Annotated in this window: 12 protein-coding genes; 5 read left to right on the plus strand and 7 right to left on the minus strand. The window is 65.4% G+C overall.

The annotated features are described in order from the left end of the window. Nucleotides 1-27: 27 nt before the first annotated feature. Nucleotides 28-1269, minus strand: a complete 1242-nt coding sequence (locus I2H36_RS10585; protein WP_196263850.1) for a cation:proton antiporter — start codon at nucleotides 1267-1269, stop codon at nucleotides 28-30. Nucleotides 1270-1417: 148 nt separating this feature from the next. Between I2H36_RS10585 and I2H36_RS10590 the strand changes: the two genes are divergently transcribed. Both I2H36_RS10590 and I2H36_RS10595 read left to right on the plus strand, forming a co-directional pair. Continuing rightward, nucleotides 1418-3535 carry a PBP1A family penicillin-binding protein gene (locus tag I2H36_RS10590; RefSeq protein WP_196263851.1) on the plus strand — a complete coding sequence of 706 codons (2118 nt, stop codon included), beginning with the start codon at nucleotides 1418-1420 and terminating at the stop codon, nucleotides 3533-3535. 266 nt (nucleotides 3536-3801) lie between these two features. Continuing rightward, on the plus strand, nucleotides 3802-4149 hold the full coding sequence (locus tag I2H36_RS10595) for a DUF1330 domain-containing protein (protein WP_196263852.1): 348 nt from the start codon (nucleotides 3802-3804) through the stop codon (nucleotides 4147-4149). Here the strand turns inward: I2H36_RS10595 and I2H36_RS10600 are convergent. From I2H36_RS10600 to I2H36_RS10610, 3 genes are all read right to left on the minus strand, one after another. Then, complete coding sequence (locus I2H36_RS10600) at nucleotides 4134-5333, minus strand: multidrug effflux MFS transporter (RefSeq protein ID WP_196263853.1); 1200 nt, start codon at nucleotides 5331-5333, stop codon at nucleotides 4134-4136. The genes I2H36_RS10595 and I2H36_RS10600 overlap by 16 nt on opposite strands. A gap of 178 nt (nucleotides 5334-5511) precedes the next feature. Continuing rightward, nucleotides 5512-6255 carry a M48 family metallopeptidase gene (locus tag I2H36_RS10605; RefSeq protein WP_196263854.1) on the minus strand — a complete coding sequence of 248 codons (744 nt, stop codon included), beginning with the start codon at nucleotides 6253-6255 and terminating at the stop codon, nucleotides 5512-5514. A gap of 76 nt (nucleotides 6256-6331) precedes the next feature. Beyond that, a complete protein-coding gene (locus I2H36_RS10610; RefSeq protein ID WP_196263855.1) occupies nucleotides 6332-7594 on the minus strand; it encodes a polyhydroxyalkanoate depolymerase in 1263 nt (420 codons plus the stop codon). Between the two features lie 249 nt (nucleotides 7595-7843). Between I2H36_RS10610 and I2H36_RS10615 the strand changes: the two genes are divergently transcribed. Both I2H36_RS10615 and I2H36_RS10620 read left to right on the plus strand, forming a co-directional pair. Beyond that, complete coding sequence (locus I2H36_RS10615; protein ID WP_196263856.1) at nucleotides 7844-9199, plus strand: ActS/PrrB/RegB family redox-sensitive histidine kinase; 1356 nt, start codon at nucleotides 7844-7846, stop codon at nucleotides 9197-9199. 81 nt (nucleotides 9200-9280) lie between these two features. Beyond that, a complete protein-coding gene (locus I2H36_RS10620; RefSeq protein WP_196263857.1) occupies nucleotides 9281-9838 on the plus strand; it encodes an ActR/PrrA/RegA family redox response regulator transcription factor in 558 nt (185 codons plus the stop codon). 7 nt (nucleotides 9839-9845) lie between these two features. Here the strand turns inward: I2H36_RS10620 and I2H36_RS10625 are convergent, their stop codons facing one another. The 3 genes from I2H36_RS10625 to I2H36_RS10635 form a co-directional block, all read right to left on the minus strand. After that, nucleotides 9846-10343 (minus strand): MmcB family DNA repair protein, encoded by a 498-nt coding sequence (locus I2H36_RS10625; RefSeq protein WP_196263858.1) that lies wholly within the window; start codon nucleotides 10341-10343, stop codon nucleotides 9846-9848. A 78-nt stretch (nucleotides 10344-10421) separates the two neighbouring features. Next, nucleotides 10422-11318: a DMT family transporter gene (locus I2H36_RS10630; protein WP_196263859.1), complete on the minus strand. Its 897-nt coding sequence runs from the start codon at nucleotides 11316-11318 to the stop codon at nucleotides 10422-10424. 128 nt (nucleotides 11319-11446) lie between these two features. Next, entirely contained in the window at nucleotides 11447-12013 is a 567-nt protein-coding gene (locus tag I2H36_RS10635; RefSeq protein WP_196263860.1) for a tetratricopeptide repeat protein, read from the minus strand. Nucleotides 12014-12344: 331 nt separating this feature from the next. Between I2H36_RS10635 and I2H36_RS10640 the strand changes: the two genes are divergently transcribed. Further along, a complete protein-coding gene (locus I2H36_RS10640; protein ID WP_196263861.1) occupies nucleotides 12345-14891 on the plus strand; it encodes an ABC transporter ATP-binding protein in 2547 nt (848 codons plus the stop codon). Nucleotides 14892-15017 lie beyond the last annotated feature (126 nt).

Here is a 15017-nt window from a genome sequence, read left to right on the forward strand (position 1 = left end):
CGCGGCCCTCCGAGTCCGCAGGATGCGCTAGGCTCTCGCAGCGAGCTTTCGGCGTTGATCGAGGTGCCGCATGGCCGGCGTCACCGTGATGCCATGCAATACGATGGATACGAGGATGATGAAGCCGGCCGTGCTCCAGAGAAGGTCGGCATTGTCGAACTTCGCGTGGTGCAGGGCATAGGCGAGATAATAGATCGAACCGAGCCCGCGGATGCCGAAGAAGCTGATCGCCGCTTTCTCGCCCAATGGTGGATCGGTGCCGATCAACCCGATCCATCCGGCGAGCGGCCTAACCACGAACAGCGCCAGCAAGCCGAAGACGGCAGCCTGCCATGTGAGGGCATTGAACAAGTCCCCGCCCGTCATGGCGCCGCCGAGCAGGACGAGGAGCACCATCATCATGAGGCGCTCGAGCTCTTCCGCGAAGTCGTGCAGCTTGGTGTGATAATCATGTTCGGGCTTGGTCGCCCGCAGGGCCAGAGCCGCCACGAAGACGGCGAGAAATCCGTAGCCTCTGACCATCTCGGTCAGGCCATAGGCGATGCAAGTGATGCCGAGAACCACGAATCCGGCACCGGTGCGCGAAAGCTTTGCCCGGTTCGGCAGATGGAAGGTCAGCCAGCCGAGAGCCCGCCCGATCCCATAGCCCATGCCGATGCCGGCTGCGATCTTCCAGACGACCGCATAGGCAAACCATTCGGTCACATTGGCGAGGCTCCCCTCTTGGGCGAACGCGATGGCCAGCAGAACGAACGGGAAGGCGAGGCCGTCGTTGAGGCCTGCCTCGGAGGTGAGGGTGAAGCGCACCTCGTCCTCCTCGCTGTCGCCCGGCGGCCCCACCTGCACGTCGCTGGCGAGCACCGGATCCGTCGGAGCCAGCGCGGCTCCGAGCAGCAGGGCTGCCGCGAGGCTTAAACCTAAAAGGCTGGTCCCAAGCCAAGCGAGACCGAAGATCGTGAGCGGCATGACGATGCCGAGGAGCCGCCAGGTGAGCCGCCACCGCTTCCAGCCGAAGGGCCGGTCAATCTTCAGGCCTGCCCCCATGAGCGAGATGATGACTACGAACTCGCTCAGGCGTTCGACGATGGCGAGTTCCTCGTTGGGATGAGGCATCACGCCGGGCAGATCGGGAAACGCGAAAACGAGCGCGCCCAAGGCCACGCAGAAGATCGGCAGGGACAGGGGCAGTTCCTTCAGGACCATGGGAAGCCAGGCGGTCAAAAGGACCACCACCCCGAAGCCTGCCAGCACGACGATGTAAGCGCTCATAAGGCAGCGAACGCGCGCCAGACTCGGCAGTTCCGGCCGGGAAGCCGTTAATCCCTGTTAACCGCCCCTTAAACCGCCACAATTAGGGTGCCTCAGAGCATGAAAGGCCGGGTCCCACCGGCTCTATGAATGCGGGGTCATTAAAGACGTGGCGAACGGACGTGATCGGCGCGAGCCGGTGTTCGATGCGCCCGCTGGGCAGGCGGGGGAGCTGGATTTTCACCTCTCGCCCGAGGATCGGGCAGGGGGAACGATGACGCGCAGGCGAGCATCTCGACAGGGCGGCGGACCTTCGCGCCCCAGGAAGACCAAGCGCCGCGGCGGCCGCTCCCTCTTCAGCAAGCTGATCTATGCCGGGCTCGTGCTGTGCCTGTGGGGCGTGATCGGCGTCGGCGGCATCGTCGCCTATTATGCCTCGCAGCTTCCGCCCATCGACCAGCTTGCGGTGCCCAAGCGCCCGCCGAACATCGCCATCCTGGCGAGCGACGGCTCGTTTCTCGCCAATCGCGGCGAGACGGGCGGGCGAACGATGACTCTGAAGGAGCTGCCACCCTATCTGCCGAAGGCGTTCATCGCCATCGAGGACCGGCGCTTCTACGACCATTACGGCATCGACCCGATCGGCATCGCCCGCGCGGTCTACCGCAATCTCGCCAATAGCGGTGGCCTGCAGGGCGGCTCGACCCTGACGCAGCAGCTCGCCAAGAACCTCTTCCTGACCCAGGAGCGCACCGCGTCGCGCAAGATCCAGGAGGCGATCCTGGCGCTCTGGCTCGAGCGTAACTACTCGAAGGACCAGCTCCTCGAGCTCTATCTCAACCGAGTCTATTTCGGCGCCGGCGCCTATGGCGTCGAGGCCGCCGCCCAGCGCTATTACGGCAAGTCGGCCCGCAGCGTATCGCTCTCGGAGGCCGCCGTGCTGGCAGGCCTTGTTCAGTCGCCGTCGCGTCTGGCCCCCAACCGCTATCCGGAGCGGGCACAGGCCCGGGCGCAGCTCGTGATTGCGGCCATGAACGACCTCGGTTTCATCACGCCGGGCATGACCAAGACGGCTCTGGGCGATCCGGCCGAGCCCGTGCGCGCGAACGGCGCGGGATCGGCCAATTACGCGGCCGATTACGTGATGGATGTGCTCGACGATTTCGTCGGCACGGTCGAATCCGACATCGTGGTCTCGACCACCGTCGAGCCCGCACTGCAATCCGCGGCCGAGCGCGTACTGGTGGAAGAGCTCAACGCCAAGGGCCAGAAGTTCAACGTGAGCCAGGGCGCCGTCGTGGCCATGCAGCCGGACGGGGCCGTCAAAGCCCTGGTCGGCGGCCGCAACTATGAGACGAGCCAGTTCAACCGGGCTATCGCGGCCCGTCGGCAGCCGGGCTCGTCCTTCAAGCCCTTCGTCTATCTCGCCGCCATGGAGCGGGGCTACACCCCCGACATGGTCGTGGACGATGCGCCCGTGGCCTACAAGGGCTGGGCGCCCAAGAACTACGACCGCAAATATCGCGGTCCGATCACGATCCGCGATGCGCTGGCGCTTTCGCTCAACACCATCGCGGTGAAGCTCAACATGGAGGTCGGGCCCAAGGCCGTGGCGCAGACTGCGCAGCGCCTCGGCATCTCCTCTCCGCTTCAGGCCAACGGCTCGCTGGCGCTTGGCACCTCGGAGGTGACGCCGCTGGAACTGGTGAGTGCCTACGCGGCCTTCGCCAATGGTGGCATGGGTGTGACGCCCTACGTGATTACCCAGGTGAAGACCACCGACGGCAAACTCATCTACAAGCGCCCGAGCTCGGGCGGCCTCGGGCGCGTGATCGATCCGGGCGTCGTGGCCCAGATGAACGACATGATGCACAACGTCTTCGTCGTCGGCACCGCCCAGAAGGCGCAGATTCCGGGCTGGACTCTTGCCGGCAAGACCGGAACCACCGACGACTACAAGGATGCCTGGTTCGTGGGCTTCTCCGGCAATCTCGTGGCCGGTGTGTGGCTCGGCAACGACGACGGCGCGCTCACCAAGCGCGTGACTGGTGGCAACCTGCCCACGGAAGTCTGGCACAACTTCATGACGGCTGCCCTAAAAGATCAGCAGCCCGTGCCTCTGCCCGGTCTCGAGCGCATGCGCGCGCCGTCGGATGTTCCCGTCGCCGGCGTCGGAGGCACGCCGCGCTACGCCAATGCGGACGGCGAGAGCAGCTGGGTTGCGCCCGCGCCCCAGCGGCGCGCAAGCCGCGAGAAGAACTTCTTCGAGAAGCTGTTCGGGCTTTGAGACGGCAGTATACATAGTTCTGACACTGTCATTCCGGCGCCGCGTAAGCGGAGCCCGGAATCCATCACCGCTAGCAATGCAGAAAGAAGCGTGACGCGGCTCGCACTTTCTGAAGCGTCGTGTTTGTGGGTTCCGGGCTCTCGCTAACGCTTGCCCCGGAATGGCAGCGTGTGCGTTCAGACAAACCTTCAAACCATTACCTCGCACGTAATCGCCAGCGCTCTCTCCACGCGGCATGTTCCCTTCATCACAAGAAGGAGCCTGTCATGCCTGCTTATGCTGTCGGTCATCTGCACGATGTGAATGTCGGTCACGACATCGTCGAGTATCTCAAGCGCATCGATGCAACGCTTAAACCTTTCGGTGGCCGGTTCATCATTCACGGAGGGCCGGTGGCTCTTCTCGAAGGGTCCTGGTCGGGAGACCTGATCGTGATTGCGTTCCCGGACCGGGACAGCGCCCGCGCATGGTACGCATCTCCCGCCTATCAGCAGATCCTGCCCCTGCGTACCGGGAACTCGCGAGGCGACGTCTTCCTCATTGAGGGCGTCGATGCCGACCACAAGGCCGCGGACGTCCTCGCCGGAGTGGCGGCGGATCAGCCCTTAGGCTGATGCCCGCGTGCGCGGCTCGTCATGAGGAACAGCACAAGGGCCAGCATGCCGGTTGTGGCGATGGTCGCGGGCAGCGGAATCGCCGAGGCGTCGAGGTTGCGCCCGAGGGCGATGCCCACGATGGCCGCGAAGGTCATCTGGCAGATGCCGAGCAGCGACGAGGCCGCGCCGGCCCGCTCCGGGAAAGGCATCAGGGCCGAGGCCATGGATTGCGGCATGGTGAGGCCGACGCCGATGCCGTAGATCGCCATCGGGGCGCTGATGCTCAGCGACGAGGGCACGCTTAACAGAACCAGGGCCAGCATGGTGGCACCACCAATGGCAAGGCACATCACGCCGAGCTGGATGGTGCCGTCGAGCCCGCGCCGTCCCACGAGATGCTGCGCGAGAAAGGTGCCGCTCATGAAGCCCACCACCACGAAGGTGAAGGAAAAGGCAAAAGCCAGCTCGTCCAGCCCGTAGATCTTCTGCAGCACGAAGGACGAGCCGGAGATGAAGGCGAAGAGCCCGCCATAGGTGAGCATGGAGAGGCCCACATAAGTGCGATAGCCGGCGTGTCCAAGCAGCAGCTTGAAGCCGCGCAGGATTGCCCCGAAGGAGATCGGCACGTCCGATTTCTTCCGAATGCTCTCAGGCATGCGCAGGCTGATGATGGCCGCCATGGCGATGCCGAACAGGATCATGAACCCGAACGTCACGCGCCAGCCCGAGACGCGCTCGATGACCCCACCGAGGATCGGGGCCGCAGCGGGCACGACGCCCATGATCGTGCCCATGCGCGACAATTCGCGGCCCGCGCGCGGTCCCTCGTAAAAATCGCGCACGATGGCGCGCCCGAGCACGATGGGACCCGACGCGCCCAAAGCCTGGAGGAAGCGCGCGCCGATCAGCGTCTCGATATTGGGCGCGAAGGCGCAGATCAGGCTCGCCAGCGTGAACAGCGCGAGCCCGAAGAGCAGCACGGGCTTCCTGCCGATCCGGTCGGAGATTGGCCCGTAGAAGAACTGGCCGGCGGCAAAGCCGAGGAGGAAGGCGGACAGCGTCAGCTGCGTCTGGCCCGTGGTTGCATTGAGCCCTGCCGCAATTGCTGGCAGCGACGGAAGATACATGTCCGTCGAGAGCGGCCCGAGCGCGGTGAGCAGCGCCAGGATGACGGTAAGGGCCAGGGTGTCGGGCTTGAGCATTGTTTTGGGACGCAGCGGTGACGGGAGGCTCCGACTAAGACGAAACGGAAGACCTGTCACTCACTAAGAGACCTTCCATGTCATCACCGGCCTCGTGCCGGTGATCCCGATGCGAGAGGCGCGGCATTTCTCCTTAAAGAGTTGGCCGGGACAAGCCCGGCCATGACGATGTGGAATATCACCCGATTCGATGCAGGGCGCTGCCGTAGGTCTTGAGCCAGGCCTCCGCCTCGTCGGTGCGGGGGCAGAGCTGGTGCGTGATCTTCCAGAAGCGGTGGGAATGGTTGAGCTCGCGCAGGTGCGCCACTTCGTGGGCTGCGAGGTAGTCGAGCACGAAGGGCGGGGCCATAATCAGCCGCCAGGAGAAATTGAGCGCCCCATTGGCCGAGCAGGAGCCCCAGCGGCTCTTGGTGTCGCGCACGGTGATGCGCTTGGCCGAAACCCCGAGCTGGGCTGTATGCTTCCTCACGGCGGCGGTAAAATCCTTCTTGGCCTCCGCCTCGAGGAAATCCCGCACCCGGCGGGCCACGTGGGCCGCCTCCCCGGCCACCGCGATGATCGGCTCGCCAGCACCGCTCTTCGCGACTTGGGTCACGCCCCGGATCGAGGACCAATGGACGATCCGGTGGAGGACGCCGCGAACGGGCACCAGCGCGCCAGGCTCGAAGACCACCCGCTCGGGCACCTTGGCGAGGCGGGTGGCGATCCACTGGCTGTGGCTGTCGGCGAATTTCTGGGCGAGGCCCACCTCGGTGCGCTCAGGGATCGACAGCACGACCTCGCCGGTCGCGGTGGAGACGCGCAGCGTGATGCGTTTGGCCGTGGGACGGCGCTTGAGGGCCACCTTGAAGGCTTGGCCCTCATGCAGAACCTTGAGGTGAGGCGGGTCCGCTGGGACGCGGCGGAACAGGGCGGATTTCATGTCCGCAATCTGCCCTGTCACGCCGATTCTGTCAGCGCAGCCGTTTGCCGCTCCTAAGAACGCATCAGGAACAGGTTCAGGCCCTTGACGCCTTCTTCCGGGCTGGCTCTCGGGAGTGAGTCTCAGTGAATTTAGCGATTCGAGGAGCGATCTGAGACCGGAACCGAGAACCGTTGAAGACGCCATAGTGACCGACCCCGGCCTGCAGATGATAGAGTTTCTTGTCGGAGGACAGGTTTGGGGTCAGCTCGAGGGCGGCCAGGGTCTGGCCGACGCCCGAGATGTCGTCCCGCTCGCCTTCGACCGCCATGATGGCGCAGCGCCGGATGTCCATGAGGTCCACCGGCTGGTCCCGGTGCATCATCTCGCCCTTGGGCAGCTCGTGGTTCACGAACACCTTTTCGACCGTCTGAAGGTAGAACTCGGCGGTCAGGTCCATGACGGCGAGGTACTCGTCGTAGAACTCCCGGTGCTTCTCGGCCGAATCGCCGTCGCCCTCCACCAGGTGGTTGAACATGTCGTAATGGGCGGTCAGGTGCCGGTCGATATTCATGGCCATGAAGCCGGAGAGCTGCTGGAAGCCCGGATAGACATCGCGCCAGAAGCCCGGATGGGACGGCGGCACCTTGGTGATGCAATGGCGCTCGAACCAGTCGATGCCGCGCTCTTCAGCGAGCCGGTTCACGGCCGTGGGGGAGCGGCGGGTGTCGATGGGGCCGCCCATGAGGGTCATGGACCGGGGGATGCAGGGATCGTTCTCGGCCTCGAGGCGGGCCACTGCGGCGATCACTGGCACGGCCGGCTGGCACACGGCCATCAGGTGGAGATCGGGGCCGAACTCCCGGCACAGGTCCTTGATGTAGTCGATGTAGTCGTCGAGATCGAACCGCCCTTCGGCCAGGGGTACCATGCGGGCATCGATCCAGTCGGTGATCATGACTTGGTGCGTGGGCAGGAAGGTCTCGACGGTACCGCGCAGGAGCGTGGCGTAGTGGCCGGACATGGGCGCCACGATCAGGAGCTTCGGCTGGCTTTTGGCCGCGGGGTGATCCCGCTCGAAGGAGATGATTCGGCAGAACGGGCGCTCCCACACGATCCGCTCCATGACCCCCACCTCTGCGCCGTCGATCACGGTGGTGGGCAGGTCGAAGGCGGGCTTGCCGTAGCGGCGGGTGGTGCGTTCGAACAATTCGCAGGCGGCGGAAACGGTGCGGCCGTAAGGAGTATTGTTGAGCGGATTACCAGGAAAATCGAAAAAATGCTTCGTCAAATCGGAGGCCGCACGGGCGGGGCTCAAGAGCCAATGCGCCGTGTCGTACCAAACATAAGAAAAGTTCATCTGTATCCCCAAAGGCCGGGTGCCTGGTTCTCGCCCAATGCGGTAGGCTTTATCCTCAACCGTAATTTTAAGATTAAAGTTCCTTGAGACTATTGCAACAACCTTGTCCATCCACTGCAAAAACGGGCACCATACTTTGGTTTCAGGGCATTGCCCGGGGCTTGCAGGCCATATCCCAAGTCATGGGTAGGAAAATAGGCTAAAGCCTGCTGCTTGGCGAACAGGGGGGCGGCCCTATTCTGTTCGGTGATGTTCAAAATCGAGCCGAAGAACCTGACGCACCATGCCCGGCACCTGCGCCTGGACACCTTGGTCCGCCTGCGCTGGCTCGCGGTCGCAGGGCAATCCGCGGCGGTGATCGGGGTCCGCTTCGGCCTCGGATTCCCCCTGCCCTTCGCCCTGTGCCTTCTGGTGATCGTCGCCTCGGTCTGGGTCAACCTGCTGCTGCGCATCCAGTACCCGGCGAGCCACCGGCTCAGCGACAACGTGGCCACGGCGCTGCTCGCCTTCGACATCCTGCAGCTCGCCGGCCTCCTGTATCTGACCGGCGGGCTGGAAAACCCCTTCGCCATGCTGTTCCTAGCGCCCGTGCTCATCTCGGCCACGGCGCTCACGCCGGAGCGGACCTTGGGGCTGGGCCTCCTGGCCGTGGGCTGCGCGACCTTTCTGGTGCTCGCCCACCGGCCCCTGCCTTGGTTTCCCGGGCAGACATTCTCGCTCCCCTTTCTCTATGTGACAGGGATCTGGACCGCGATCCTGCTTGGCACGGCGTTTACCGGCATCTATGCTTGGCGCGTGGCCGAGGAGGCCCGCCAGCTCTCCCAGGCGCTCGCCGCCACCGAGCTGGTGCTCGCCCGCGAGCAGCACCTGTCCCAGCTCGACGGACTGGCGGCAGCGGCGGCCCACGAACTCGGCACACCGCTCGCCACCATCGCGCTGGTCACCAAGGAGCTCAGCCATGCCATGCCCAAGGACGGTCCGGTGGGCGAGGACCTGCGGCTCCTGCAGGAGCAGGTGGAGCGCTGCCGCACGATCCTGACGAAGCTCACCTCCATGGACGAGGACGACGGGGGAGAGTTCCTGGAGACCGTCACGCTCAGCCATCTGGTGGAGGACATCGTCGAGCCGCAGCGGGCGGTCGGCTTCGACGTGAAGGTGATCACCAAAGGCGACGGACCCGAACCCATGTGCCGCCGCAATCCGGGGGTGGTCTACGGCTTGTCCAACATCCTCGACAACGCCACGGACTTTGCCGAAAGCCAGGTGACAATCGAAGCCTGCTGGTCTCCTCACGAGGTTTTCATCGAGATCCGGGATGACGGCCCCGGTTACGCGCCCGATATCCTGCTCAGGGTCGGCGAGCCCTATGTCACGACCCGCAGCGCCGCCGAGCGTTCGGAGGACAGCGAGGAGGGCGGAGGACTGGGGTTAGGATTGTTCATCGCTAAGACCCTGGTCGAGAGATCGGGGGCCGAACTGACCCTGACGAACGCCGCCCCGCCAGCCTCGGGCGCCATGGCGCGGATCGTTTGGCCGCGTCAGGCGTTTGAACGAGGTGCGGCAATTTCGCCGCAGGGAGGTTCCCTGGAGCCTCTCAAAGATTAGGGGATGAATTCCCATATGAGAAAGGAGCTGATCAAGCTCGCCTCATGAAGGAATACCCTTAAGATGCAAGGAGATAGTCTGATGGCCGATGCGCCTGCCGCATTCGAGGATCGCGCCGACAAGAGTCTCTTGATCGTCGACGACGACCGGCCGTTCTCGACCCGTCTGGCCCGCGCCATGGAAGGCCGCGGCTACCAGGTTCGCGTGGCCGAGAGCGTGGCGGATGGCATTGCGGCTGTCGAAAGCGAACCGCCGGCCTTTGCGGTGATCGACATGCGCCTCGGCGACGGCAACGGACTCGACGTGATCGAGCGCCTGAAGCACCGCCGCCCGGACGCCCGTGGCGTCGTCCTCACCGGCTACGGCAACATCGCCACGGCCGTGACGGCGGTGAAGATGGGGGCCTTCGACTATCTCGCGAAGCCCGCCGACGCGGACGAGATCCACGCGGCCCTCATGGCCCAGCCGGGCGAGCGGGCGCTTCCGCCGGAAAACCCCATGTCGGCCGACCGGGTGCGCTGGGAGCACATCCAGCGCGTCTACGAGCTGTGCGGCCGCAACGTCTCGGAGACGGCCCGCCGCCTCAACATGCACCGCCGGACCCTGCAACGCATCCTCGCCAAGCGCGCGCCGCGCTAAGCCGTTCTCAAAGCCGTCCGTCCGCAATCCTGTCGGGATCAGCCAGCGTGTGCAGCAGGGATGCGGCCGCGTGCGCGAAGCGCAGGGTCACGGCCTTGCGGCGCGCGCCTGCCAGCGGGTGATGCGACGCCTCGCGCAGGATCGCCGCCCCGAAGCTGTCGGCGATGATCAGGCCGCGATCCTCCGGCAGGATGTCGAACGGCACCGTCTCCGGCACGGCGAAATAGAACCGATCGCAGAAATCCTCGTAGTCGGGCCATTTCTGGTCGGCCCGGAAATCCGCCACGCTCGACTTGATCTCGATGATGGTGAGCGCCCCGTCGGGTGCGAGCGCGATGAGATCGGCGCGGCGTCCATTGGCGAGGGTGAATTCCGGCAGGGTCACGTGCCCGAGCTGTGAGAACAGGCGGCGCACGCCGCGCTGGATTCCGGCCGCCACGGGCGACTGGCGCCCGTCGACAGGCAGGATGATGGGACGGGACATGAGTGCAGGCGAATCGGACATGGGGCCTAAGGTATCATTCCCTCGCCGCCGTCCTGCAACGGCCCCGTTGTCGCGCTTGCTCCGGAAAAATTCCGGCCGCTACCGAAAGCGCCCTCGCAGCACCGAGGTCAGCCGCATGAGGTGGTTGCGCCTGAGCACGATGATCAGCACGCCGCACAGGGCAAGCCCCGTCCCGACGGCCATTCGTGCGTCGAACCGGTCGCCCGTGACGAGAATGCCCAAAGCCACCGTCAGCAGAGGGTTCATGATCAGCAGAGGGGCAATGATGTTGGCGGGGTATTTGCGGATCAGGCCATAGTAGATCGTGTGAGCGATCAGCGACACGACAAGGGCCGAAAACAACAGGGCTGCCACGAAATTCCAGCCGCCCGCCATCACCTTGTCCGCCTGCCCCGACTCGAGCGTCGTTGTCAGGAGGATCATGGGCATCACCGAGGCGAGCCCGATCCAGGCCTGAAACTGCAGCGGCTTCACGCCCTCGATCTGCTTCATCATCACGGCGGCCAGCGACCCGACGGCCGTGGAGGCCAGAACCAGGAGAAGGCCCGCGGAGAGCGGAAAGCCGCCGTCCGGATCCCACATCACGAGCACACCGCCGGCGAAGGTCAGCACGATGCCGAGCGCCCGCCTGCCATCGATCCGCTCTCTGAGCACCAAAAGAGAGAGAAGCGCCGTGATCGGGATTCCGAGCTGACTGACCACCGCGGCACTCGACGGGCTCGCGCTTCTGATGCCGAGGAAGAACAACGCGAAGCCACCGCCACCCATCAGGAACCCGACCAGGAGGATGCGCCATCGCGGCCGCGGTGCCGGCAGCAGCCACGGAAGAGCGAGCACCGCCACGATGCCGAAGCGCACGGCCGCATAGAACAGGGGCGGGATTTCCATGCCCGACACGACGATCTTGCTGACGATGGTATGGGCCGCCCACAGGAAGCAGACGAGAAACATCAGGAAGAGATCGCGAAGGGCCATGGTGTTGGATAGCTCGGCCGTCTTGCCGGGTGCAAATGTTGAGAGCGGGGGGCTGGCATGATCGTGGGGAGGACTGTGCCTCGCACCGACAATTCTGCGGCAGGATCGCAAAGAGGAATGAAGAATTCCTAATGCAGCATGAGGTGATGCGGCGACAGATTCTCCAGCATGTCGCGCAGGTCCTCCATGTGCGGATTGATGCCGAGCGCGATCTGGAAAGCGGCGCGCGCTTCGTTGAGATGGCCGTGGCGCAGGCAGATATTGCCGAACCCGGCAATCGCACCGAAATGGCGCGGCTCGAGGCGCAGGGTCTGGGCGATGTCGAGCAGGCTGTCCGCATCGCGCTTCTCGATGGAGGCAAGCGTCGCGCGCTTGTTCCAGGCCTCCGGCCAGTCCGGATACAGGGCGACCAGATGGTCGAGCAGCGGCCCGGCCTTCTTCAGCGATCCCGAGCCCATGGCCTCGACGGCCGCCGCCATGGTCTCTTCGGCGAGGCGGTCCTCGTGCGAGCTCCAGAGAGCCCAGATCTGATCCTCGATCTCCTCCACCGGCCGGGGCGGATCCTCCATGGCGAGTTCCTGGAAGAGGGCGGTCAGGCGGCGCGGCAGATCGGGGCATGGGGTGTGCGCCGGAACCTCGAGAACGAGCTGGAAAACCGGATCAATCGGCAGGGGGGACGGCAAAGGGGACGTCATGGGCGGGCTCACCGATCCTCCATGGCAGGCAGTCAGCCAAGGCAGGTGACATAGAGTCGAAGTGCGGCACGGCGAGAGGGCAAATGGCTGCCGCTGCCGAAACAAGCAACGGCCCGATTGTATCCAGACGCATTTCTGGCCGCGGTTCCCCACTATTGAGGCGAAGAAGGCTTCGCGCATCGCGTGAAAACCGGCCCTGGTTTCAGGCTCAACACGATGCAGTCATTATCGAATTGAGCATCGGCGGATCCCAAAAGTGGTTTCCACTTTTCGGCCCGATGCTCTAGGCTCTGCTAACGTCACTGAACCTGAATAATCATTGGAGCTGCCCTTGGGAGCCGTCATCGAGCGCGACCCGTTGCGCCTGGCCTGGAAAACCTCGCCCGTCCGGCATCTGGCCGGTTTCGGCCTGCTCTTGCTGGCGGGCTTCCTGATCCTGATCGGCTTCGATCTGGTCCGGCAGATGGTCGACCGGGCGACCGGAGGCGCTGAGGCCTGGAATGCGCCCGCCAGCTTCCTGCGGATCGCCCTCACGCCGCCGGCCAACCTGTGGCCGGGGTCCCTGGTGCTGTTTCATGGCTTTGCCCTCGATCCCGAGACCTTTGCGCTTGCAGCCGTCATCGGCGTGCTGGCTATCCCTATCCTTATCGGGCTGATCCTGGTGGCGCTCGAATGGGTGGCGGTCGGGATCGGCGTGCGCATGCTCATGCGGGCCCAGTCGGCGGCCCTCGACATCATCCTGAAAGTGCCCTCCGCGTCGCATGACGAGATCGCCATGATCTCGACGCTCGCCGCCCGGGGGCTGGCCCGCGAGAACGGCGTGCTGGGAGCGAGCCTCCTGATTCCGGTGAAGCTCGGTGGCATGATCGGGCTGGCCTGTGCCTATGTGTTCGTCATGGATTGGCATCTGGGTGCCGTTCTGGCTGTGGTCCTCGCTCTCGCCATGGTCGTGAGCGCGCGCCGGGCGCTCCTGCGTTTCGACGCCGCCGCGGCCCGCCACCGGGAGGGCGACGAGGCCGAAGGGGTGTTCGCGGACCTCGAGCAGCGCCTGCCGGCCCTGCGCGCCCATGGCACCGCGCCTTTCGAGCGCGACCGGGTGCAGCGCACTCTCATGAGCGGCCATCGCCCGGTGATGCGGGAGGAATACCGTCTGGCCGTCATGGAGGCGGCTTCCGCGGCCGTACTCATGATCGCCCCCCTGGCGGTCCTGGCCCTCGGGGCCTGGTTCTCGCAGTCTCGCCCGCTGACGGCCGGAACGGTTGCGGCCAGCGTGCTGGCCGCGGCCCTCGCCGCCTACGGCACCCGCGAGGTGGTGCAGTGGCACCGGCTGATCATGCGGGCCAGGGCGCTGCTCGTCGATCTCGGTAAGGGCCTGGCGCCGCTGAAGCTGCGCGCCGCGCTCAAAGGCAAGGCGAGCCTGCCGGAGAACGGCGCCCTCGTGGCACAAGGTGTTTCGGCCTACGATCCTGCAAGCGGCGCGCGCGTTGCGTCCGTCAACCTCTCCCTCGCCTTCCCGTCCCATGTGGCCCTGGTGGGCGACGGCGATGCGGGCCCGAGGCTTCTCGCCGCCCTGATGAGCGGCCAGCTGCCGCCGTCCATGGGCCGCCTGACTTATGGCGGGGTGGACCTTGCCGCCGCCAGCCCCGTTGAGCGCAGCCAGCGCATCGCGTTTACGGGGCAGACGGTGCTGATCGAGGGCAGCCTGAAGGACAACCTGCTCTATGGCTGCTCGGCACCGGCGGGCGAACTCGGCCACCGCCTGTCCGAGGCCATCGCCATCGCCGGTCTCGACCGCCTGACCCATGCCCGCGGCCTGTCCGGCACCATCGATCCGGCCCGGGAGCCGAAATTTGCCGATGCCGTGGTGGAGGCGCGCCGTTTCGTCGAGGCGGCGCTCACGGCCGAGAACCTCGACCGCTTCGTCGATCCGTTCAGCGCCACGCGCTACAACCGCTATGCCACGATCGGCGAGAACCTGCTTTTCGGAAAGCCCATCGGCGACGCCTTCCGGGAGGATAGCCTGTCCGGTCACCCCTTCGTGCGGGCGATCCTGGAGGCCAACGAGCTGACCAAGCCGCTCGCCCGCATGGGATTGTCGATCGCCACCAGCATGATCGAGATCTTTTCGGAGATCCCGGACGGCTCTCCGCTGTTCGACCGCTTCTCCTTCTTCTCGGCGGCGGACCGGCCCTACTTCCAGGATCTCGTCGACCGCCGCAACGAGCAGCGCCGCAGCGACAAGACCTCCCGCGATCAGGAGCGCCTGATCGGTCTCGCGCTTCGCTACAACGAGAGCCGGCACCGCTTAGGGTTGCTCGAACCGGGCCTGGAGGAGCGCATCCTGGTCGCCCGCGCCGATTTCGCCCGCATGCTGCCGGTGAGCCTGAAATCCGCCATCGAGTTCTACGACGAGGCGCGGTTCTGCGCGGCGGCGAGCATCCAGGACAACCTGCTCTTCGGCCGGATCGCGGCCGACCAGGCGGGCGCCCTCGACGCGGTGCAGGAGGTGACCCGCCGGGTGCTGACCCAGCGCGGCCTCGACGGCGAGGTGTCGCGCATCGGGCTCGACACGCCGATCGATCCGCAAGGGGACGACCTAACCCTCACCGAGTTGGCGGCGGTCGATCTCGTGCGCGGTCTCGTGCGCCGACCGAGCGTCCTGGTGGTTCAGCGGGCGCTCGATGGCCTGCCGGGACCGGCGGCCGACAAGCTGGTGATGAACCTGCGTCGGGCCCTCGTCGGCCGCGGCCTGATCCTCGTGACGCCCGAGATCTCGCCGGCCATGGATCAACCGCCCTTCGATGCTGTTATCCATTTCGAGCGGGGCGAGCCCGTGATGGAGCGCCGCACCCGGCGTCTGGAGGCGTTAAGTGCGTGACATCTTTCGCCCTGTGCAACCTCTGGACAAGCCATCCGCTTGTCCAGAGGTTGCACCAGCCAAGATCAGGAGCATCGAATGCATCCCAAAAGTGGCTTCCACTTTTAGGTCCGGTGCTCTTGACCC

It is taken from the genome of Microvirga terrestris (assembly GCF_015694425.1).
GTDB lineage: Bacteria > Pseudomonadota > Alphaproteobacteria > Rhizobiales > Beijerinckiaceae > Microvirga > Microvirga terrestris.